16 protein-coding genes and 2 pseudogenes are annotated in these 23,107 nt (G+C 61.1%); 11 read left to right on the forward strand and 7 right to left on the reverse strand.

Annotated features, from left to right (window positions below; genetic code table 11):
• Nucleotides 1–252: pseudogene (locus ACIA5H_RS35665) on the forward strand (transposase); the annotation flags it as partial.
• Nucleotides 253–314: 62 nt separating this feature from the next.
• Here ACIA5H_RS35665 and ltrA (ACIA5H_RS35670) read toward each other — a convergent pair.
• Nucleotides 315–1,592: a group II intron reverse transcriptase/maturase gene (gene ltrA / locus ACIA5H_RS35670; protein WP_397080532.1), complete on the reverse strand. Its 1,278-nt coding sequence runs from the start codon at nucleotides 1,590–1,592 to the stop codon at nucleotides 315–317.
• A gap of 556 nt (nucleotides 1,593–2,148) precedes the next feature.
• Here ltrA (ACIA5H_RS35670) and ACIA5H_RS35675 point away from each other — a divergent pair.
• A pseudogene (locus ACIA5H_RS35675) lies at nucleotides 2,149–2,349 on the forward strand (IS3 family transposase); the annotation flags it as partial.
• Here the strand turns inward: ACIA5H_RS35675 and ltrA (ACIA5H_RS35680) are convergent.
• The 5 genes from ltrA (ACIA5H_RS35680) to ACIA5H_RS35700 all read right to left on the reverse strand — a co-directional run bounded on the left by ltrA (ACIA5H_RS35680) (nucleotide 2,300) and on the right by ACIA5H_RS35700 (nucleotide 10,927).
• Nucleotides 2,300–3,970 (reverse strand): group II intron reverse transcriptase/maturase, encoded by a 1,671-nt coding sequence (gene ltrA, locus ACIA5H_RS35680; RefSeq protein ID WP_397080534.1) that lies wholly within the window; start codon nucleotides 3,968–3,970, stop codon nucleotides 2,300–2,302. The pseudogene ACIA5H_RS35675 and the gene ltrA (ACIA5H_RS35680) sit on opposite strands and share 50 nt — an antisense overlap.
• A gap of 999 nt (nucleotides 3,971–4,969) precedes the next feature.
• Nucleotides 4,970–5,281, reverse strand: coding sequence for a hypothetical protein (locus ACIA5H_RS35685; protein WP_397080536.1), 312 nt, complete (start codon nucleotides 5,279–5,281; stop codon nucleotides 4,970–4,972).
• Nucleotides 5,282–5,806: 525 nt separating this feature from the next.
• The gene (locus tag ACIA5H_RS35690; protein ID WP_364438781.1) at nucleotides 5,807–6,382 is read right to left on the reverse strand and encodes a hypothetical protein; all 576 of its coding nucleotides are present in this window, start codon (nucleotides 6,380–6,382) and stop codon (nucleotides 5,807–5,809) included.
• A gap of 998 nt (nucleotides 6,383–7,380) precedes the next feature.
• On the reverse strand, nucleotides 7,381–9,588 hold the full coding sequence (locus ACIA5H_RS35695; protein WP_397080538.1) for a hypothetical protein: 2,208 nt from the start codon (nucleotides 9,586–9,588) through the stop codon (nucleotides 7,381–7,383).
• A 265-nt stretch (nucleotides 9,589–9,853) separates the two neighbouring features.
• Entirely contained in the window at nucleotides 9,854–10,927 is a 1,074-nt protein-coding gene (locus ACIA5H_RS35700; protein WP_364438775.1) for a polyprenyl synthetase family protein, read from the reverse strand.
• Between the two features lie 764 nt (nucleotides 10,928–11,691).
• Here ACIA5H_RS35700 and ACIA5H_RS35705 point away from each other — a divergent pair.
• From ACIA5H_RS35705 to ACIA5H_RS35745, 9 genes are all read left to right on the forward strand, one after another.
• A complete protein-coding gene (locus ACIA5H_RS35705; protein WP_397080541.1) occupies nucleotides 11,692–12,717 on the forward strand; it encodes a zinc-binding dehydrogenase in 1,026 nt (341 codons plus the stop codon).
• 259 nt (nucleotides 12,718–12,976) lie between these two features.
• The gene (locus ACIA5H_RS35710) at nucleotides 12,977–14,053 is read left to right on the forward strand and encodes an aromatic amino acid lyase (RefSeq protein WP_397080543.1); all 1,077 of its coding nucleotides are present in this window, start codon (nucleotides 12,977–12,979) and stop codon (nucleotides 14,051–14,053) included.
• A gap of 11 nt (nucleotides 14,054–14,064) precedes the next feature.
• Nucleotides 14,065–14,922 carry a hypothetical protein gene (locus ACIA5H_RS35715; protein WP_364438766.1) on the forward strand — a complete coding sequence of 286 codons (858 nt, stop codon included), beginning with the start codon at nucleotides 14,065–14,067 and terminating at the stop codon, nucleotides 14,920–14,922.
• Nucleotides 14,922–15,581, forward strand: coding sequence for an O-methyltransferase (locus tag ACIA5H_RS35720; RefSeq protein ID WP_364438763.1), 660 nt, complete (start codon nucleotides 14,922–14,924; stop codon nucleotides 15,579–15,581). The genes ACIA5H_RS35715 and ACIA5H_RS35720 overlap by 1 nt, the downstream gene beginning before the upstream one ends.
• Nucleotides 15,582–15,610: 29 nt before the next feature.
• On the forward strand, nucleotides 15,611–16,681 hold the full coding sequence (locus ACIA5H_RS35725; protein WP_364438760.1) for a phenazine antibiotic biosynthesis protein: 1,071 nt from the start codon (nucleotides 15,611–15,613) through the stop codon (nucleotides 16,679–16,681).
• Complete coding sequence (locus ACIA5H_RS35730) at nucleotides 16,681–18,054, forward strand: aldehyde dehydrogenase family protein (RefSeq protein ID WP_364438757.1); 1,374 nt, start codon at nucleotides 16,681–16,683, stop codon at nucleotides 18,052–18,054. The genes ACIA5H_RS35725 and ACIA5H_RS35730 overlap by 1 nt, the downstream gene beginning before the upstream one ends.
• A gap of 163 nt (nucleotides 18,055–18,217) precedes the next feature.
• Nucleotides 18,218–19,060: a patatin-like phospholipase family protein gene (locus tag ACIA5H_RS35735; RefSeq protein ID WP_364438754.1), complete on the forward strand. Its 843-nt coding sequence runs from the start codon at nucleotides 18,218–18,220 to the stop codon at nucleotides 19,058–19,060.
• Nucleotides 19,061–19,168: 108 nt separating this feature from the next.
• Nucleotides 19,169–20,458, forward strand: a complete 1,290-nt coding sequence (locus tag ACIA5H_RS35740; protein WP_364438751.1) for a long-chain fatty acid--CoA ligase — start codon at nucleotides 19,169–19,171, stop codon at nucleotides 20,456–20,458.
• On the forward strand, nucleotides 20,455–20,979 hold the full coding sequence (locus tag ACIA5H_RS35745; protein ID WP_364438748.1) for a hypothetical protein: 525 nt from the start codon (nucleotides 20,455–20,457) through the stop codon (nucleotides 20,977–20,979). Before ACIA5H_RS35740 ends, ACIA5H_RS35745 begins: the two co-directional genes overlap by 4 nt.
• 328 nt (nucleotides 20,980–21,307) lie before the next feature.
• On the opposite strand, the gene ACIA5H_RS35750 is transcribed toward ACIA5H_RS35745, so the two are convergent.
• Complete coding sequence (locus tag ACIA5H_RS35750; protein WP_397080547.1) at nucleotides 21,308–22,795, reverse strand: aminotransferase class V-fold PLP-dependent enzyme; 1,488 nt, start codon at nucleotides 22,793–22,795, stop codon at nucleotides 21,308–21,310.
• Nucleotides 22,796–23,107: the final 312 nt, after the last annotated feature.

Below are 23,107 nucleotides of genomic sequence, written 5' to 3' on the forward strand. Positions count from 1 at the left end.
GATGAAGGAAAACTGTACTTGTGCGCTGTCAAGGACGTGTTCTCCAACCGGATCGTCGGGTACTCGATCGATTCCGGGATGAAGGCATCTCTGGCGGTATCGGCACTGAACCATGCCGTCGCTCTCCGAGCACCTACCGCGACGATCGTCCACTCCGACAGGGGTAGTCAGTTTCGCTCTCGATAGTTCGTCAATGCGTTGTCGGTCAATGGTTTACGAGGGTCAATGGGCAGAGTCGGGGCGTGTGGTGAGGTGAGTCGGCGGCGGGGATCTCACCTGCCGCCGCTCTCAGAACCGTGCTTGACAGTCTCCCGTCACACGGCTCCCACTGTCGAACCGCTGGGCAACGCACCGTGTTTCCAGTGCGCGAACATGCCGGGATAGGCTGAGGCAAACTCAGCCATCTTCCGACGTGCCCGCCCTATGGCACGGCGATACCGCTTGTATTTCCTCATCGCCCATTTCACGAGAAACGGGTTGATCTGGCGTTCCGAGAAACTGATCAACTCGGACTTGTAGAAGTACCCGTAATAGTTGATCCAGCCCGCCACGACGGGATTGATCATCGCGGCGATCTCTTTCAAGCTCAGCGCGGTCCAGCGGCCCAACTGCCAGTTCCGGATGGTCCTGGCCATGGACTTCTTGGCCTGCTTGCTCACCGCGGGCAGGAACCCGGTCTTGAGTCGCCCGTCCCGCAGACGAGATGCCCGTCGCCGGAACGTGAACCCCAGGAAGGTGAACTCGGTGACTGGAAACTCCAGGTCCCGACCCTCCTGTTTGCAGTACACGATCCGGGTCTTGTCCGGGTGCAGTGCCAGACCGAAACGCCCCAGCCTGCGCGCGATGGCATCACGCACGAACTCCGCTTGCTTCTCGCTGACGCAGTGCACGATGGCGTCGTCGCAATACCGCTCGAACCTGACCGACCCCAGCTCCCGCTCCACCCAGGAGTCGAATGCATAGTGCATGAACAGGTTCGACAACAACGGCGAGATCGCAGACCCCTGCGGAGTCCCCTTGTCCCGCCTGATGAGCGTGCCGTCGGTCTGTTGCAGCGGAGCGGTGAGCCACCGCTTCACATACAGCACCACCCACGGCAACTCGGTGTGACGTTCCACAGCAGCGACGATGGGATCATGCGGCACGTTGTCGAAGAAGCCCTGAATATCGAGGTCGATGACCCAGGGCTGTCGCCAACACCGCTGCTTGCACGTCTCCACCGCATCCAACGCCGACCGTCCGGGCCGATACCCATACGAATCAGGATGGAACACCTGTTCCGCTGACGGCGACAACACCATGGCCACCGCCGTCTGGGCGATCCGGTCCGCGACGGTCGGAACCCCAAGGGTTCGGACCCCGCCACCATGTTTCGGAATGTCCACCGCCCGCACAGGCGGCGGGAAATAGCTTCCCGATGACAACCGATTCCAGAGTTTGTACAGGTTGTTCTTCTCGTCCTGCTCGAACTCCGTCAACGACTGTCCGTCCACACCAGCTGCTCCCTTGTTGGCCTTGACCTTCAGATACGCCTCCCACACCAAAATCTTCGGGATATCGAACGGCTTGCCCACCGATCTCGTTCCGGTCATCGGATTCCTCCCATTACTGGTTGATCGTCGATCGAAACCCGACAGCACGCCCCCTTCGCTCCACCCCCATTACAGAGGCTTCACCACTACTACGGGGCGTTCCGCCCTCCTGACACGCCACCAGGGCTGCTCACCCTTCCCGCGACCGGCTCAACCACCGGCCGCCGTTTCGCGTCGAGGAGTTCTCCTGTTCCGTTGCAGAGCCTGGACCGAGCTCGCGCCACCTTCACGCCGGACACCACCAGACCAATCAGCAGGCTCCCGTCTGGCTCCTCCCGGGACAGCATTGAGGCCCCGGTTTCGATGTCACCTACATCTAACGACGCGTCATCAATGGTTCACTCACGTTCGCCTTCACGGCCCATACCTGCCCTGTCCTGCAAGGCTTTTCCCCGCACGCTCACCACCACGACTCATTCACCGCAGCAGCTCGAGGTGGTTTGACACCCGCACCTGCATGCCGATGCCGAAGGACCTACCTTCATCTCCACAACAGCACGAGCACAACAAAATTCGTGTTCTACACCACGAACCTCCTGCCTCTTCAGGACACACCAACGCCGCGATGGAGTCGTTCTTCGCGTTACTGCAGAAAAACGTGCTTGACCGGAAGCGGTGGGCGACCCGCAGCGAACTCCGTCTGGCGATCGTGGTCTGGATCGAGAAGACCTACCACCGCACCCGGCGGCAACGCAGACTCGGTCGGCTCACCCCGATCGAGTTTGAGACAATAAACCGGCCCGCAGTCGCGGCCTGAAAGACCAAACCCACGAGTCAACCAAACTCGGGGCAGTCCCTTCCCATTCACCAGGCGATTGGGGCGGCTGGTCTGGTGACAGCAGTTCGTTCCGGCAGAGCGGGCACCGGCCGTGCTGCTCGACGAGCAGCCGCCGGGTGTAGCCGTCGACCGGGGGTCTGATTCTGCGTCGCCGTTGTTCCCAGTATTCGGCCAGCACCGGGTCATCGGGTGATGCCCGGCCCTTGACCAGAGTGTGTCGGACGATGTCGGTCCAGGAGAACCGTGGCAGGTGCGTGCCGCTGGCTGCGTCGCCGAATACCCAGCGGTTGTTCCTGAACTTGTTGAACTTGCCGAAGTAGCGGGCCGAGACCCACCACTTCGACTTCGTGGGGTGGCTGTAGGTCGCCCACTTGTAGGTCAGCGCCCACAGGTAGTCGTCAAGAGCGTTGAACGTCCGCTTCGACACCACGCCCCGGTAGTAGGCCGCCCATCCCTTGATGATCGGGGTGAGCGTGGCGATTACCGCCCGCGCATTGGAGCCGCGCAGTGCGCGGATCTCTGTGCGCAGCCGTTCCCGTATTCGCCGGACTGCGGCGTTCGATGGTTTGATCAGCAGCTTGCCGTGATAGCGGCGGACATTGAAGCCCAAGAAGTCGAACCCGGACTCGCCCACATGCACGATCCGTGTCTTGTCCTCGTTGAACGCCAACCCCTTGGGTGCCAACCAGTCGGCGAGCCGCGCTTTGACCTGCTCGGCCTGCCGCTGGGTGTGGCAGAGCGCGACGAGATCGTCGGCATACCTGATGACCACCGGGGAGTCAGTTCGCGTCGACTCGGCAGCACTGCCGGACTCCACGTATCGAACTCCTGCCGCGTGTTCCAGCCCGTGCAGGGCAATGTTCAGCAGTAGCGGACTGATGACTCCGCCTTGGGGCGTGCCCTCGTCAGTCGGAGCAAATCCCTTGCCCGCCTCGATGATTCCCACTTTCAGCCAATCCCGGATCATGTCCCTGGCGGGGAAGGACCCGATGGCTTCGAGCAACCGGGAATGATCGATTCTGTCGAACGCCGCCGCCAGGTCCGCGTCCAGCGCCCACACCCGCTTGGCCCGAGGGCCGCGACAAACGGTGTAGATCGCCTGGATCGCATCGTGGCAGCTGCGGCCCGGCCGGAACCCATAGGACTTGGGCTCGAACCGGGCCTCCCACTCGGGCTCCAGCGCGTTGCGGACCCTGCCCTGATGACAACGATCCGCGATCACCGGAATCCCGAGTGGCCGCAACTTCGCACGGTTACCCGCCTTCGGGATATACACCCGCTTGACCGGCCGAGGCCGCCAGTACGCCGCGTCGCGGTGCACCTGCACCGCCAGCTGCATCCGGGCCTGCGAGGTCAGCGCGACCTCACCGTCGACCCCGGCGGTCTTACGTCCCGCATTGCGCTGCGTCGCCTGCCTCACACTGACCAGCGTGTTGCTCCAGCTAAGCAGCATCATTTTCTGCAGGTTCCTGACCGTGGCCAGGTTCCCGCTCCGAGTCGCCGTGAAGATCCGCTGCCGCAAACGCCGTACATTGTCCTCGTGCTGCCGCCAATCGACGGCATCCCACGAAAGGGCAACGCCCTCAGGTCCGTTCACCATTCGGTGTCCAACTTGTCCTTCGGTTCCGGCGGTTCGTGACCGCTTCGTTTCACCAGCTCACCTGTCCACGTCAGCGCCTCTTTCGAGGCCCGGACACTCGGTCCGGTATCCGGCCAGTTATCCAGCGACGACGGCCGGGGGTGCCGCCATGACGCGCTGGTTTCCTGCTGGCTTTCGCCCGCCGGCCTTCGCTTCTTGGACATCCTGTTCCCGCCAGAGGATTCCGCTCTCCTCACAGTCGGCCTACCGGTACATCACATCGATGTTCCGGACTCTGTCGGGGTTTCCGTGTTCCGCACGCATGAGATACGGCCGGGTTGGGTGCCTTCTTTACCCCGGGGCGGCGGTGTCTTCCCGACCAGCACAGCCTCTCTGGTCGGCGCCTGCCGCTTCTCAACGGCCAGCCCTATACCTCGCTGGAACGACCCACCTGCGGAGCTGCTGATAACGGGGCATACAAAGATTCACTTCCGTTCACCCGTCCGGCCTTCCCCTCGCCCGTCATCCCTGGGTGGAACAGGGACGCTTCGGCTTTCACCCCAGGCTTCGCACCCCGCGGTCACCCACGACGCACGCCAGGGCGGGGACGGTCCCATAGACACTGGACCGGATCACGTCCTCGTCGAACGACCTCCTATCAAACGCGATCACTCACAACGTGCGACCTCACGTCGCACAGCTGCCCTCAGCTCCTACCGGGCCGCTGCGACGACCCGACGGCAAAGGTCTCTCACCTCCACTCAAACCACAGCGCCTCACGGCGCACGAAGCCTGCGGTCAACGCCTTCGCGATCACCTTCGCCGACCGCTGGCCCGACGCCCGAACCTACTGAGAGAAACCGCCGGAAACACCTTTAGCGAGATAGTCCCCCCGGAGCGACTCGGCAGCGAAGGCTTGATCGACTGGTCCCGTGCGGTGTGCGACGGGGCGTCGGTACGAGCCAAAGACTTCCCAGGGGCTTGAATGTCAAGCGGAGCCGATTTCTTGGTGTGTGGGGACTATGCGGCAGTTTCGTCGTATACCGTTCGGGTCTTGAGGCAGTCATGGAGGATGCCGACGAGACGGTTGGCGAGCTGGCGCAGCGCGGTCTGGTGTTCGAGGCTGCGGGTGCGGTGTTTGTCGTGGTGGGTGCGTGCGCCCGGTGAGACGGTCAGGGCACTGAACTCCCGACGGAGGAGGGCGGCGATGAGCCGGTCGTTGTGCACGAATCGTGCCGCGACGATTTTCTTCTTGCCCGAGGCGCAGGTGATCGGTCTGGTACGGGCGTAGTTCTTGCGTGCCTTCGCCGAGGCATAGCGATAGGCGGGCATCTCCGAACTCGGCGAGCGCCTGTCGCCTCCGGCTGAATACTGGCGTTGACAGCACCCGGGAACCGAGAATCACGCCCATCCCAGGTCGGGACAGGACGATCTCAGCGTCCGGGTGCCGACCAAATGTCCTCGGACGCCAACCGCGCCTCGCTGCGGCACACGTACCCGCACCGTCATTCCCGAACGACGCGATCAACTCGCCCACCGCAAACGCAGAGGTCGCCGTGGTGCGCGGGCACCTGATTTCGATCGGGAGAAGACCTACAAGCGGCGCAACGTCATCGAACGCACCTTCAACAAGGCCAAGCACTGACGCGCGGTGGCCACACAGGTATGGCATGTTGGCCATCACATACCGCGCCGGAGTCGTCCTGGCCCTGATAGTTGAATGGCTCAAGTCATGGGGAGACACAACCTACCATCAGGGGTGCAATTTGCGTGAACACGCAGAAGGCGCCTCACTAGGGAAATCGCCTCGAACGGACCGGCGCCGTCCGAGGCGGATTTCGCCTGTCCGGGCGGGAATCAGCGGCCGAGCGTGATGTTCACGACGCACCTGTCGACGGCTTGCACGAGCTCGTCACCGGGGGCGATGTTCAGCGGCGCGGCAGATGCCGTCGGAAATGTCGTGTTGTCGCGTGCGCCGCTGGTACTGGCGTACACCTTGCCGCCACGTACCACCCACACATCGGACCGGTCTTTCACCGCACCACCCTGGTCGATGATAGAAGCACCAAAATACGTTGTGCCGCCAACGCTGATTACTGTGCCGTTGATGATCCGCCAACCGGTGCGTGTGAGACCAGGTTGGACGAGTTCGACGACACCGGTCGCTGCGGGTGCGCACCGTGCGTCGGAGGGGCCGAACGGACTCGTTGGAGCATGGCGTGGCGCTGGCTGGTCGGTCCGCGCCGATGCTGACACGGCCTCGCTCCTGGTCGAGATTGCGGCTGTCGGCTCGCCAACGCTTAGCACTACGCCGACGAGGACGATCAGAACGATCGTCGCCAGCACTGCGCCGCCGACAGCGAGTAACAGCGTATTGACACGGCGGCGAGCGGGATTCGGCGAGGCAGGATGCTGTGGTGGCTGCTGAGTCACAGGTCTTCCGTTCTGTTGGTGTAATTAGCGATCGGCTGATGCTGGCTGGCTGCCCCGCCGAGAGGTTGCACTTGGCGACGACGCCGGACCTCCGCAGTCGCGCGGCCTCGCGGTTATATGATCGTGGCTTGCAAGCGCCGCTGGGACTTGCGCACGAACTGCCGAACGCACTGGCGATTTGGTCGAGTAAGCCGCCGAGGATGTCATCGGTACCCTCGGCCGCCGCGGCGCTCGGCGCCGCGATCAGCAGCGCGGCCGTGGCCGTCATGACGGCGAGTGCCTTCAACATCGAGTGCCTTCAACATCGAGTAACCCTTGCTCTCGATCGAGAAAGTTCAAAACGAAGATTCGTACGGACTCCGGCTCTTCCCCGGCACGGATCCATCGCGCGGCTATATCCTGACAGGACCTATATTTTCGCGCAACTAGATCCTGTAAATTTGCCATCAGTGATACTACGTACGTCATCAGCGCATAGCTGCCGATGCGTATCTGTGCCTGCACCCACAAACGGGCTGCAGCGGAAATCAGCTTCGCCCTGGATGCTCGCACCGTCGAGTTGGGGGTAGGGCAAAGAAATGCACCATCTAATAGCGGAGATCATATATGGACCAAAGCTCCGACTTATCGCATGCACTCGTAAATGTGAGAATGCGATTGGCAATGTACGATGGCGGCCATTTCCATGGATGAGCGCCGCCGACTTATCGTCCTAAGATGCGACGTGCGCACTTCGGGCAATCCTCTCAGTGTCGGCCGTCTACGATGAAGCAGGCGATCTTGGATGCAGGTAAGGCGCTTGCTGACGCTTCCTTGGTGAATGGATCGCGAGCAAGGAGGTACGGCGACTTCATGCGCCGCTCGATCTCCAGATGTCTGGATCTTTGGCGAATCGATGGAGAAGGGTGAAATGACCTGCCATAGCGACTAGCCGACCGTCGGGTGGATATCGGCGGTGTCGGCGCAGGCAGAGTTCAAGCTGCGCCGAAGACCCGAATTTACCATGGGGCGTAGGCAAGTCCTCCCCTGTCGTCTGCCTGCCTCCTGTTGTGCATGATTTTCAGCGCGCCCATCGCTGCCGAAAGATACATGCCACTCTTCAGAAACATGTATTCGAGGAGCATCCACAGGAAATCTGTCATCCGGGTATCTGCCGGGTCGCATCCCAGAGCGCACGACGTGATCAATTCACATAATTGTTGTTCGAGTTTCAATACGTGCGATTCAGAGAACTCAGCCTCCCTGAAGTAGGCGTTCTCGATATCCACGGTGATGAGTTTCGCCAATGCAATGGCATCGACCCCCAGAGGCGCTGCGTTATCGCGGATCAGCTTCCCGTATTCGGTTCTGCCGAGCGATGACTTTCCGGGCAAACCATCGCTGTTCTCCAGCATATGGACCAGCCCCTTACCTGGATCCAAGTCCACGTAACGGTGTTCATATTCTAAGGTGCCGTTATAGATTGACGGAATGATCCTGTGCCTGCCATTGCTCAACTGCCAGAAACAAGTCGCGAGTACAGATAGGCCCGGCGCATCATATTTGTATCTTTCGATTATGTATTGCAAGCCGTTACCGAATCTCACATAAGCATTCTTCACCGAATCGTCGTCGATTTTTCCGTCGGTCAGCGTAAGAAATAGATTGCTCGGTTCCTTGACGCTGATATCGTAAGCGAAATCGAATACGTCATTCAGCAGCGCCAAAAAACCGATAACTTCGGTCTCATCGTTGGTCCACATGGTATACGGTATGAGTTGGCCAGCCATGCCGTCGATAGCCCGATACTGGAGCATGGCGCTCTTGTCTTTCCAGAGGATCATCCGGTCATTCACGAAACCCAGGCGCCGGGCCGTTTCCTCTACCCTGGCCTTACATCGAACCATTTCTCCATTCATGAGGTTGCACAGAACACCCGTTGCATCCAATGGGGGCAGATGTTCGAATAACGAGTCTACTTTCCTCGCCACCCCGAAGACCCACTCCTTCAATGATTCGCTTCTGCTTTCAATTGCATAATCGTAGAAGAAGATATTCCCAGCAGGCTGCACCAACCTGCCCAATTCATTTCCAAAAACGATAAAATAAGCAACCATGGTGTTGGCGGTTGCCTGAGGGCTCCTCGATATACCGACCAAGGAGTCACGGGGGAACATGTGATCCCATGCTTTCGATCGCAATCGAGGAAGCCCGTCACCTTTCTGTATCGACCGAACTCGCACTGCCTCCTGCGTGCTCGCCGGTCGCGCGTCGGCATCGATCTGTACTACGGAAAACAGGTTCTCTTCCAGGGATCGGATACCACACGCCTCCAAAACCATGCCGACTCCGACCACTGCGGACCATTTTGACAGTTCGGCCACATATTTTCCCGCGCTGGATTGAATATCATACGCGCCGATGGCTTCGAGTCCGACCTGCAGAGCATGTACCGCAGTGTCGCACAACTCCTTTGCTTTGTGATCGGTGGTGTAGGCCGGCAGCGCGCAGAGCCTCTCCTTCATCGTGGCCACAACCGGTCCTGTCGACGTTTTCTGCACCAAAAGGTAGCAGTAGCCCTCGGTCCGGATGCAGATGGGCCACGTACGAACCTTCGACTCTTCCCATCGAACCGTCAGAACCGCATCGAATGTATTGCCGTCGGCAGCACCGGATGGTGCGTCCTCGACGTTGACACCGACCAGAAAACAGTCCTTCTCCAGATTGTCTCGCCTCAGGTACCGAACCATCCGACATAATTTCTCGAAGCCGACCGGATCGTATCGCACGGCACCCGTGCCGTAGACAAGCATTCGGGATGATCTGTTGCGTCCGGTGTCACCGCCCATGGTGACTTCCCCTGTGTCATGGAGTGTGCCGTCCGCTTCCCTGCGAATCTCCTCGATCTCGTACACGTCAATCTGTAGGAACTGGACATGATCCGGATCAGGGTTGAATGGTGGAAAGGTCACTTCCTCGATAGGGTCGGCCACCGTTCGCGGATATGGCACGGCATCGGTGAATATTCTTTCCGCTCCACGCGTTTTCACGATCTGCGCCGTAGAATCGCCTGGTCCTAGTCGTTCCGGTCGACGTGCTGGATCGTCGCTACATACGATCAGGTCGCTGCGAACGGGTTCCCGACCGAAAACGCTTTCCTGGTCCCGCAGGCGATAATCGTATGATTGTTCGTCCTCGAGTAACGCACTGTCATCGATACGATTCAAGGCATGATCGACTCGGGCCTGCGCAATGATAATGTCACTGACAGGTCGTTGACAACTGTTCCTTGGATATACACCGACGCGATCGGTCTCCCCGTTTTTTCGATGGACCAGTCCGCTGGAATCCGATGAATAACTCGGTGACATGCTGCCTCATTCCATGTGGTGGCGATGGAAGTGGATCTCCGGATTGATTTCCACATGTAATGTGTTGAATGCAGATCGGACTCTTCTCGAGCAAGATCTGCATATCGAGGAACCCTGCTGGTCATCGGTCTCGATGGGTGATCAGGTCGACCAGACTCAGCAAGTCCGCAGCGGCGCCCGGTTCGGGGCGAGCGTGTTCGAGTATCCGGCGGGCGATCGCGCAGTTCTCCCGGGCCGTGTGTTCGGCCCAGTCCCGGCCACCTGCGCGTTCGATCAGTCGCGCCAGATGTGCCTGCTCCGTCGGATCGAGTGGTTCCGGGTCGGCATAGCGGCTGGCCAGCTCTGCACTGGCGGGAGTCGCGGAGTTCAGAGCGGCCACCACGGGCAGCGACTTCTTGCGCCGCGCCAAATCCGCATGGATCGGTTTGCCGGTCAGCGAGGGATCACCCCAGATTCCCAGCAGGTCATCGACCAGTTGATAGGCCAGACCCAGATGCAGACCGAACTGACGCATCGTCTGCAACCGGTCGCTATCGGCCCCGGCAGCCCACGCTCCCAGTTCGCACGAAGCGCCCAGCAGCGCAGCGGTTTTCCCCTCGGCCATACGCACACATTCACTCAGCGAGACCGTCTGCCGATTCTCGAATGAGAGATCTTCACTCTGGCCTGCGCACAATGCCCGCAGCGCTCGACTGAGAATCTGCACCGCGACGGTATCCTGTGCGGCGAGCACATCCATCGCGACTGTCAGGAACAGGTCGCCGGTCAACATAGCTGCGGAGTGCCCGAATTGTGCCCAAGCTGTGGGACGATCCCGGCGGGTTCGATCGCCGTCCATGATGTCGTCGTGCAGTAGTGAGAAGTCGTGCACCATCTCCACCGCCACGGCGGCGGCCACTGCCCGCTCCCGCGCGGCGTCGGCGGGACCCGTGCTCAGGGCTGCGGTCGTCGTCAATACCAACGCCGGGCGAATCACCTTGCCGCCACCGTTCATCGGGAGTCCATGCGCATCCCACCACCCAATGTGATAGCCCCCGATCCGAGCTATCCTCTCGGGAAGACTGCCGACAATCTCCCGGTACGTCGGTTCGAACACCAGTCTTGCGTCTTCGAGTATTTCGGCAGCCGATTTTCGCCCACGCGCCTCAGCAGTAACCGCCACAGCGACAATCCTCCGAAAATCATGTGCGAGCACGCGGATCCGGATCCGCGTATGAAGGTCAGGCCCTTGCACGCCCGTGATCCGGCCACGACGGATTATGCCATCACCTACTGGCCAATAGTGTCTGTGCGCGCGACATTCACGCGCATCCGGAGAAGAAGTTGAGACACGTACGTAGACTCTTCCATCGTAACGATGCGAGTTCGGAGTGCGGATCGTCGACCGCCCTCCACCCAAAACGGGTCTTGCCTCAAGATATCGGTTCCTCTCTACTCATCGAGACTTGGCACCGCGAGGAGCTGTTGCCTGGAAGACCCCCGGATTCCAGCGTATCGACATCAGGTGATCCTTTCGCCGAACCATGACACTTGGGCCCTAGAATGAAGGTCAGATCCGCTCTCTTTACCCAGGTGCGGACTAAATTTGCGTACGTATGTCCAGAATACTTCCCGATTGTGCGACACTGCGATTCAGTGAAAAATGCTGCTAAGCGTGCGTGACGCAGCAGACAGGGTAAGCAAGATGGGAACGGTTGCGGCGTGGATGCACATATCACTCGACGGCCTCGTGCGCAGAGGATCACCAGATGTGGTGGCTGGTTACCGGATGATCCGATGACTATGAGCTTCGTTTCCATTCGCGCGCAGCGACCGGCTCATCGATGCGGGAATCATCTTGTAGTTGCCGCTGCACGCGTGAATGGCCTTAGATGTCGGCAATTCTCTTGCTTGGCTTCTCGATTCGCCGATCGAGTACCACCCATCGCCGATTGGAAGATGAAAGGTTGAATATCGGCAATGAAAGCAGTGTTTTTCGACGGGCCGGGACGTATCCGTGTTTCCGAAGTTCCCGACGCTAGAATCGTCGAGCCGACGGACGCGGTCGTAAGAGTCACCTTGTCTTCTATCTGCGGTACGGATCTTTCGGGCTATCACGGGCATCCCGTGCTGCCCGGTCCCGGCGCCGGACACGAATTCCTCGGTGTTGTGGAGGACGTCGGCGAGCAGGTGCGTCTTCTGCGTCCCGGCATGCTGGTGGTTGCCCCGTTCATGTGGTCGGACGGCGAGTGCGGGCCCTGCCGCGCCAGCATAACGTCCGCTTGCGAGCAAGGTGGTATGTGGGGCGGTGAGCAGGCTGGCGGCCAGGCCGAGGCCGTCAGAGTTCCGTTCGCCGACACGACTCTGGTCCAGTTGCCCATGCTAGCCGATGACGAGCGACTGCCCGCGGTGCTCACCCTCGCAGATGTCATGGCGACAGGCTTGCATGCAATTCGAACTACAAGGGTTTTCCGCGGGGCGAGCGTGGCAGTGGTCGGTGACGGCGCTGTGGGACTGTGCGCGACCCTGGCGGCGGCCCTTGCCGGAGCCGAACAAATCATTCTACTCAGCTCACACCCTGGTCGTGCCCGCCTCGGGAAACTCTTCGGTGCTACCGATCATGTTCCCGAGCGTGGCGAGCCTGCCCATGAGCGAGTGCTCGACCTGACCAAGGGTCGAGGCGTCGATGCGGCGCTGGACTGCGCCGGCGGCGGACAACCGTTCCACACGGCAGTCGCAGTGACCCGGCCCGGCGGCTCGGTCGGTGTAGTTGGAGCACCACACCCGGAGGGAGTGGACCTGACCTACCGATTCCTGCGGAACGTCACCGTGACGGGCGGGTTGACTCCGGCACGAGTCTATCTGCCGTATCTGCTAGACGAATTGCTCACTGGCCGACTGGATCCCGCTGCAGTCTTCGACCTGACGGTGCCGCTCGACGACATTGCCACGGGCTACCGCGCCATGGCCGAGCGCACCGCTATCAAAACGCTCGTCCGAGTATGACGAGGTGAGCACGACAAAAGAATCATCCGACGATTGTCGTTATAGCGATACGAATCTTCTCGCAAGCAGGAGAAGTCGAGCACTTCCCTTGCTTGAAATAATCTCGATCGACTGTCCGCAGGCCAGCGTCGAAGAAATCCGCTGTTATGAGTATTGCCACCTTCGATCTGTCTTGCCAGAAAGTTCGTGTCGCATGAGAAACCCGTCAATGCCTGTCGCGTCCAGATCGCTTACGGCCACCATTCGAATACTGGATAGGATGACTCGGAACATTCTGAATCGGTCGGCCGAGCACATCCAAGTCGCGGTCGTCGATCAGACGCTGAAACGCGTCGGCGTGCGTCACGCGTTCCTGTTCGGGCCACTGGTTGCATTCCCCAGCAATGAGGACGCTGCCGACCAATGCGATACGGTCTTCCACCACTCGCCAGCGAGCAAGGGTGCAGAGTTGGCTCCTCGCGTCGTGCGCACGACGGTGTTGGCCTGTTCGCGGTCTCTGGCGCGTGGTCACTCGGTCATTTCTGCGGCAGTATCGCCAGCACTGGTGGCCGTGCTGGGCATGGAGTACGCCCCTACGATGGCCGGAGTCCGAATGCCCGCTGGCGAGACACTTCGAACGGCTGGTCTAGCACCCTTCATATTGGACGGGCTAGACGCGCTCACGTTTGTGAACGGCACTTCGCTGACCGCGGCGGCGGCCGGATTGGCAGTCGCATCGGCTCTCCGGTCGCATATTGTCGCCATGATATCGACTGCGTTGTTGGCTGATCTTCTGGGCAGCGATCCGATCCTCCTTTCCGACGAGTCGCAGGAGCCCTACGGCAAACGCTGCACTCCACAATCGCTCGGCGCAACCCATTGGTCTTCCCGCAACGGGGCACGGTGGAGCATGGGGGAAATTCCTTCGGCGAACCGCAATCTGATGTTGGCGACGAGGCCCGGCAAGCAGGATGGCGTGCAGGGCGTTCGGCCGGCCACGGCGGCGATCGTCGCGGCGATGTGTCGAGCGGCCGCACCCGCTTCCATGCGCAGCCTGCCGACCAACGGCCACGCCGGGGACGTCGTGCCTTCCGGTACGCAGGCCGCATTGAACGCGCTCGACCTGGCGGAGTCGTTGCGCTGGTTACACGGCTCGCTGGCGGTCGGGCTGCGTCAGGCGGTGCACGTTGGCGGACGCGAGCCCACCTCACCCGCCAGCGCAACGATCCTGCACCGCTTGATCGCCCTGGTTCCCGCGATCGACCCCGAACGGCAATTGGAGGTGGACGTGCGCTGCGCGGCAGATCTCCTCGACACGATCGCCGACGAGCACGACGATCCCGTCGACGCGCGCTGAGGCAGGCCTTGATGGTTGTGTACCGACAGGTCCGAGCAGGCAGGAATGTTCGCCGGAATGCGCTCGACCCGCTGTACTTGCCGCCGCCCGCCTCGGCGTTCATCCCCTGTCGGCACACTGACCTGTCGCCCCGCGGTGTGCCGTGGCACACCTCGATTTCCGCGACGGCGTATGCGCCGCCATCAGTGGAGGACGCCGCGGTGTACCGGTGGATTCTCGGTCACCATGCGTCTTTTTGCGTGTGGCGGCTTTTGGCGCAGGCCCTTCGCGACCTGTCCGCCGGATCAGAATCCACCTCAGCGCTGGTCGACCGAACCGCGCTGCTACTCGATGCGTACTCGGTACTGATACTTTACGCGGGCTCTTGTTCCACTGAAATCCACGGGAAGACCATACGTCCCTTGGTGATGGCCGCCGACCCGGCCTTCAGCGATCGATGGGCACGTGATTACGAGCCCGTGCACCCGTTATTACGCGAAATTAGTGCGACGCACCATCTGAGCAAGTTCACTCCACTGTCGAATGCGCTGAAATCCAATCTTATCGTGCACAGGGCAGCCGCCGCTCATCTGGTGCCCAATGGTGAGTCGCTGTTGCGTAAGTACAGCGACGATCCGATGGAACCGCCGACCGAGGCGCAACAGGAGATCAACGACCGGGTTTTCCTGGTTGAGCGTATCCCGATCTGCAGCAACGAGTTCTTCGCACAATTCGCGACCAGGCTGGGGCAGGTGCGATCCGACCTCGTGCACCGGCCGCTTCCCGTGCCCTGCGGATGGGCGGGCCTGCCGAGCGCCCATGCTGACGTCGTCACCCGATTCCACCGCGAGAGCGGTCGCGTTTTGTCGAAACTAGAAGGAAGCTTGTAGTGAACGCATTCAAAACAGTCATGCCCCAGCGACTCTATGAGTACCTGCTGGCGCATTCCGAGCCACCGAATATAGTGCAGCAGAAACTTCTCATCAGCACCTTGGAGTCGAGCGAAATAGCAGAAATTCAGGTTCCACGTGAGCAGGCCGCCTTCCTCACCCTGCTGGTGAGGTTCATGGCCGCCGAGCAGATCGTCGAAATCGGCACGTTTGCCGGTTATTCCACGCTGGCGATGGCACTCGGACTTCCGCCGCACGGCCAGCTGATCGCTTGCGACATCTCGGCGGAATGTAGCGCGATCGCCCGTGACTCCTGGCATGCCGCCGGTGTCGCCAACCGGGTCGAAGTCCGGCTGGGACCGGCAGCGGAGACCCTGCGGGACCCGCCTGAGGCGCCCGACACCGATCTCGTGTTCATCGAAGCCGACAAAGTCGACTACATCGACTATTGGGACCAACTCGTGTCTAGAGTGCGTCCTGGCGGCATCCTCGTCGTAGACAAGGTTCTGTACTACGGCGAGGCGGCCATCGACAACCCGGCGGGCAACGCCAGAGCCATTGGCGCATTCAACGATCGGGTCCGTAACGACGACCGCGTCGAGTCTGTGAGGCTGCCCATCGCAGACGGGTTCGCCGTAGCCAGAAAGAAGGACCTGTGAGAACGCCAGCAGCCGACCCGATACTGGACATGAGAACCGACACGTCGGGGATCGACGCCGACGACTACGTTCGCGCGCTCATGCAGTGGCATTTCCACCCCCGTACCGGCAGCCCGTTCTGGCTACGCCGCGCAGCACAACTGGATTTTGACCCGCTTATCGACATAGAAGGAACCTCCGATCTCGCGCGATTTCCGAATGTTGTCAACGACTTGCGAACCTGCGCCGTCGAGGACCTGATTCCCCGGGGGTTGGGGTCGAACCCGGGTATAGCCGGGGTCTTCGAAAGCGGCGGCACGACCGGCACCCCGAAACGCCTCGTTTTCTACGATGAATGGATCGATACGTACGTGGCCTGGGAGGATTGGACCTACGAGCTGGCCGCAGCGGGGCCGGTCAACATCCTGGCCGTCGTGCCGTCGGGTCCACACATGCTCGGTGAGCTCGCGACCCGGCAGGCCCGTCGTTCCGGCGGAATGAAGTTCTCCGTGGACCTGGATCCGCGGTGGGTAAAATCACTGATTTCCCAGGGGAAAATCGCTGAAGCCGATGCATATGTCACGCACCTCATCGATCAGGCCGCGGCAATTCTGCGTACGCAAAGGGTGGATCTGCTGGTCATCACTCCACCGTTGTTGGAGCGGATGGTGCGGCAAGACGAGTTGGTCGAGCTGATCAACCGGTCGGTGCGCAAAATTCATTGGGGTGGTGCCCACATGGACGCGGATTCGCGTCACCTCTACCGCACGGAAATATTTCCGGAAATAATCTTCCGCGCTGCGTACGGGAGTACCACCATTCTCGGCGGCGCGCGTGAGCGCGTCGATGAGGATTTCGACAGCTCCCCTATTTTCGACAGCTTCTCCCCTTACGCTTTCTTTCGGGTTGTCGATCCGAATACCGGCGCTGACGTCGAATTCGGCGAGCGTGGGCAGGTCGTGATGAACTATCTCACCAAATACGCTTTTCTCCCGAACAACTTGGAACGCGATATGGGCTATAGAGTCCCAGCTCCTGCTGGCGCGGTGGGATCGTCGGTGGCAGACGTCGCGCCCGTGGCATCCTTTGCCGGTCACCAGGTGATCGAAGGAGTGTATTGATGCCCGAACTCGTGGACATCGATGCGCTGGGCGCTCACGGCGTCTACCGCAGCTGCCGCCGCAGCGACATTGTGAGTCTGGCGGGCGATAAGATCGGTGAGATCAGCCAAGTCCCGCCGGTATATATTCGGCGAACTCTGGCTGCTATGCGCGCAGCGACAACGCCGCACCTGGCTGATCGGATCACGATGCTGAACAAGGCAGCCGACATTTATGCCACCGGTACGCTGTTCGGGCTCGCGCCCGGCGACTACGCGCGTGTGGTTTCTCGCGTGTCGGGGGTGCCGCTGCCGGTGGTGATCGAGTCGATCGACTCGATCACCGAGGCATTGCGCACAGTGCAATTCAGAGTGGAATCGGCGATGCCCCGGGGTGCAGTTTCAGAGGGAGCCGAGCCGAAAACCAGGAACGGCGCAGTGGTGTGGACACGCAAGGGGCACCTGTTCGCCGTGCACGCCCCGGGCAATACCCCGGCCGCGCACGGACTGTGGCCCGAGGCGTTGGCACTGGGCTATGCGGTGGCGGTGCGACCATCCAACCGGGAACCGTTCACCCCGGCCAGGCTCGTCGCGGCACTGCGGGAAGCCGGTTTCGACGAGCGAACGATCACGCTGTTGCCCACCGACCACGCCACCGCAGAGGTCGTCGTCACCACAGCGGACTATGCAATCGTTTATGGCGGCCAAGACGTAATCAACACGTACGCCCACAATCGCCGCGTCCTCCTCCAGGGCCCCGGACGGTCGAAGATCCTGGTAACCAATGACGTCGACTGGCGCGATATGATCGACGTCATCGCCGACTCGGTGAGCGGCCACGGCGGCGCAGCGTGTGTCTGCGCCACCGCAGTTCTCGTCGAAGACGACCCCGCGCCGCTGGCCCGCGCTCTCGCGGAGAAACTTGCCCGGATTCCCAGTCTCCCGTCCGACCATCCCGAGTCGGTCCTGACAGTCCAACCGGTGGAGCGTGCGCGACAGATCGACGCTCAGCTGCGCCGCACCGCGCAGGGCACCCGCGCATGGCTGGGCGGCGACACAATCGTCGATGAACTCCCCGGGGGAGGCGCGGTGCTGCGACCTGCTGTACACCAGGTCGCAACCGCGGATGCGCCGCAGCTCCAAGCCGAACTGCCGTCTCCCTGCGTATGGGTCGGTCCATGGCAACCCGAGGACGGTATCGCCCCATTGAAAAACTCCCTTGTCCTCACCGCCATGACAGAAGACCGCCAGCTCATCGAAAACCTGCGTGCCGAGCCGAGTATCACCAATCTCTATCTCGGCGGCACCTCGACGACTCACAAGCAGCCAAACCTTCCCCACGATGGCTATCTCGGCGAAGGTCTTATGCGAACTAAAGCGATGATTGGTTGGTGACTTGGCCGGGACGCTTTACGGAGACGAACCTGCGGCGCCGTGGAGTCACAACCTGCGGCGACGGCTCGCTGCTGCTGTTTCTACCGGGCCCATTCCTGTCACCAGCGACACCGGGGTTGTCCGTTGACAACAAGAACAATGACGAATTGAAAGAGGATAGGTGATGGATTCGAACTGTCGTAGGGCACTTGTCCTTGGAGGTGGTGGCCTGACTGGTACGGGTTGGCTGGTCGGCATGCTCTATGGGTTGGCTGAGGCAGGTGTCGACCTGAGCCAGCCCGATGTTGTCATAGGAACGTCGTCAGGGGCGATTGTCGGCGCGCTGATCACAACCGGCGCCGACCTGGAGCATCTGTATGCTAGGTATCTCAGTCCGCTGCATCCTGAGCCTGTGCGTGAGTTGAATGCCGCTGCGCTGGCGAGCCTCGGCTCGATGATGGCCGGCGAGGCAAACCCACAGCTGGCTCGTGCGCGGGTAGGGCATGCCGCATTGGCTGCAGCACAAACCGCTTCGGCAGACGACGTGAGCGACTCCGTTGCCGCTCGGATACCGGCATCGGATTGGCCGGAGCATCCGACGCTGCTGTTGACTGCCGTCGATGCGAACAGCGGAGAGTTCGTCGCACTGCGCCGACAGGATGGCGTGCCCTTGCAAACGGCTGTCGCCGCAAGCTGCGCACTTCCTTTCGCGTATCGGCCCGTGGAGGCACTCGGACGTCGTTGGATCGACGGTTTCCTCAGATCGCCGGCAAATGCGGATCTCGCCGCGGATTGTGACCGGGTAGTGGTTCTCGCCCCAATGCCCGAGGGATTCGGGCCCGGCAAGGTGGTCGATCAGGCGGCAGACTTGGCCGCAACAACTGGCGCCTCGGTTGTCACGGTGGTTGCCGAGAGAGTGCCGGAAAATCCGCTCGACCCCTCACAGTTGGCTACGACGGCAAAGGCCGGCCATGACGAGGCGGCAGCGGCAGCAGCCGAAGTATCCCGCATTTGGTTCGGATGTTAGGAGTCAGCTATGTTCAGGCCGGTTGAACGTGCCCTCCCAGGCGGTGAGTGGGTCGATGACGTTCTGCTCAGCGGGCCTGGTGCCCAGGAGTGCATACGTGCCACACGTGTGCTGCGCTATGACGGATTGTGGCAGGAGGTCATCGAATCCCAGCGCATCTTAGCGGACTTGGAGGTGGGTCCGGATGCCTCAGTTGCTGTCCAACTTCCACCTTGCGTTGAAAGCACCGCTGTCATTCTTGCCACTTGGCGGCTCGGTGCCAGGCTTGTCATAGTCGATCATCGCGTGCCGCAGGAGCAGTGGGAAGGGATAGTGGACTGGTGCCGTCCACAGGTAACGGTGACTGCAGCCAACCTGCAAGCCGGTCGAGATCAGCTTGCGGTGCAATATCGTCCCCGCCCCGGACAGCCGCGAGACAGCGAGCACGCACTCATTCTTTTCAGCTCGGGCTCGACAGGACTGCCGAAGGGTATCGGGCGGACTGTCTCGGATCTGATGGACGAGGTCGAGAAGACCGCCGGCGTCGACGGCGCACCAGCCAAGGGCGAATGTATCGTTGCTGCAATCTCTTTTGCCTACGCGTATGGGCTGTTCTGGCTCTTGCACGCGTTGCGCTCTGCTTGCACCCTCATCATTCCGGAACAGGTCACCGCGCACGGCCTGCTGCGCTGTGTTCAGGACAGTATCGGTCCCACAACACTTCTAGGTGTGCCCTTCCACTTGAAAATGCTCGCAACGGTTTCGGAACCACCGCAGCTGCCACAATTTCGTCGTGTCGTTTCGTCCGGTGAGGCTGTCGACGCCGAGCTGTGTGAGTTGATTGCCGAGCGCTTCGGTGTCAAGGTCGGCCAAGCATACGGTATGACGGAGGTGGGCATGATCGCCGCTGACCTCGATGGTCGGTTTCGGCCGGCGGTCGGCGTTCTCGCCCCTGGGGTGCGGGCAGGAATCGATCATTCTGGAGAGCTCTTGATCGCCATGGAGAAGTCGCCTTACGTGGACGAATCCAAGGAGAAACGGTGGGACAACGGCTGGTTTCGCACAGGGGACGCGGCTACCTTGTCTCCGGATGGTTTCGTGACGCTGCACGGCAGGCTCGACTCGCAGATTGCGGTCGGCGGCCTGAAGGTTGACCTGATGGCAATAGAACGGATCGTGACCAGCGTTGATGGCGTGCGAGAAGCCACCGTGGTCCACGATGGAAGAAGTATTAAGGCATATTTGGCACTGGCAGAGAGTGGCTCGGTGGATCGGGTCAGGGCCGAGGTTGGGCGCAGGCTCGCCGCGCACCAGATGCCCAGCAACTACCATGTCCTGCCCACATTGCCGGCCACGCCGACGGGCAAGCGGATTCGCGATCCACGTCGCCTGGCGCAAGCAGCGGAGGAAGCTCGATGAGAAGCAAGGCTGAGATTCAGTTCCGCGAAGCGCTACGCGCCATCGGATATGGGGACTCCGCCGCATCAGGGTCGACGGTTCTCGGCGATGCGGGCTTGGGGCTGGCCGCCGATAACCTTATCGAGCTGGTTCTGGCTATGGAGAAACGCCTTGGCGTGACTTTTCCCGACACGAGCGTCGAGCGGCTGGCAGCCATGGCAATCACCGAAATGGTCAGCATTTTCGACGCGCTGGTGGATCGCAACGCCGAGGCGATTGGCGCTCAGTTGCCAACTCGAGCAGACGTCATCTCACTGCTCGGTCAACTGAATGGCGCAGATGCCGAGGTTCCTGAACAGATCAACTCTCTTGCACGGACATGGCTGCTGCATTCTATGGAACAGCGTTACGGACAAGCTGTCCTGGTATCGAGCGATGAGCTCCACAAGATTACCGATGTCGACAGCGCAGTTGAGGTTCTGCGAAGGGCGCTTCGCGCCCACGTGCCGACACCGAGGGCGCCGAGCCCAACACTAGAGTAACTTACCAACGGTGGAAAGGTTTCTGCCGCACCGGGCCATTCGCCGTCAGTACCACCCCGCTGACTACTGTCTCGCCACGTAAACAGCATCCAGACCAACTTCAGGAGACCCGCACCCACCCCAGGCCAGGGCGGTGCGGAACATCGCTTCCTCGGCGGCTTCGTATTCTCTCGGGAAAGTGGATTGAAGGCGAGTGGAACCGGAATTCCACCAACGGAGTCGTCCTTTACGGAGGAGACTCCCAGCTCACCAGCGCCGACCGCGAGCACGCCGAGGTGTCGACGCTCGCTTTGCACCTACTGCAATCGGCACCGAGGAAGGGCTTCGTTCAGCAGTGTTTTCGCGGCGAAAGACCCTGCGTATCACACCGGCGGTTGCGGTAGGTCGTGTCGACGAATTCGACGAATCGCTGAGCATCCTGGAAATTGGACGCGATTCCGAAGGAGACACGCAGCGCACCGCCGGTGGGCAGGCCGAGTTCGGCAACATACGAATCGATCGTGCCAGGAGGCTTTCCGAGCAGGCCTAGCAACGCCGAGCGGCCGATGTTGAAGGCAGCCTCGCCAGCGCCAGGATTGCAGAAGCAACCCGTGCGTAAAGACAACCCGACCGCAGAGGACTCGCGTGCTACCAGACGCTCGTCGACGACGGCCCCGGAGTAGTCGAGGATATTCAACGCGATCGTCGCACCGCGGTTGACCATATCGCGCGGGCCATAGATGCGGACCACCGGAGCGCCGTTGTCGTGCACGAGCGACAGTAAGCGATCCAGCAGCCACCCGGTCAGGCAGCGGGTACGCCGATCGATCACATCGATGCCGACTCCGTGCAGCCATTCGAGACCATGTTGGATGTCCGGTATGGCGAGGAAATTCACTGTACCGTCCTCGAATTCAGCATGTCCCGCGGTAGGTGTGTACCACCCGCCCTCCACGCTGGCGGCCTGAACGGTGCCGCCGGAAAACCACGGCCGCCGCAGTCTGGCCAACGTATCGCGGCGGGCGACCAGACAGCCGACTCCAGTCGGATAACCGAAGACCTTATACCAGCTCACGGGAACGAAATCGGCACGTACTTCGGAGAGATCGAGCTCATGGGTCGGCAGGTAGGCGGCGGCATCGAGCAATACATCGAATCCGTGATCATGTGCGATGTCAACCCATTCGAGTGGATGCTGGACGCCGGTGAAGTTGCTCTGCGCTGGGTAGGCGAACAGCCCACGATGTTTGTCGCGTCCATCCGCCGCAGCGGGCGAGTGCGATTCCCTCACCCGGCGGCCACCCAGTGCGGCGCGAACAGCAGCCTCGGTCACTCTGAGTTCTGTGCCGACGAGAGGGATGTACTCCGTTCGAGCGCGCCTGGAGTGTGCGAATTCTCGAATGCCATTGACCGAATTGTGGTTGTCAGCCGTCAGGACGAAACGGATCGACCGACCGAATGGGTAGGCCTCGCCGACTAATCGGCATGCCGCCGTGGCGTTCGCCGTGAAGATCGCCGTATAGTCCTGCGGTGACGCGTTAAAATGGGCGAGTACGGCAGCCCGGGCAGTCTCGACACCAGCCGTCGCCGCACGTGAGGTGGGATTGTCTGAATGGGGATTGCCATAGCAGCCCGCAGAGACCCATTGGTTGTGTGCCCGGTGTTGGGCGGCCGCGGCCAGCCCTGCGCCGGTGTAGTCAAGATAGATGTCCTGGTTGCGGTCGAGATAGTCGTATTCGGTGGCACGGAGGTCATCTATTACAGCGGTAGTGGTGTATTCCGGATACTCGGCCAGAAAATCCTCTGTGCTGATCGTTCGCGCGCCCTGGCCGCTCATGGTTAGTCCTCCTATCGTCGTGCGGTTCTGTCGCGTCTCGGGGGCAAGCCACGTTGCCGGATTCGGTGTTATAGAAAGAGTGCAAGTATCGCCGAAGTAGCGCGGGACGTGAATCCTGTATTGATCATCGGGGCGGGCGTGAAGCCAACCCCACCTCGGAAGGCTCGCTCGGCGGACGGCTCTGAGGGCTGCGCCACCGATAACAGTCGCAGTGCGACCCGGGCCGCCCATAACCGTGTTGCAATAGCGCTGGGGTGGCACCGTTGCCGAAGCTGCCTGGCCGCCCGGCGTACGGCGCCAGCCGGGCCGGCA

This window comes from Nocardia sp. NPDC051900 (genome assembly GCF_044452545.1).
GTDB lineage: Bacteria > Actinomycetota > Actinomycetes > Mycobacteriales > Mycobacteriaceae > Nocardia > Nocardia sichangensis.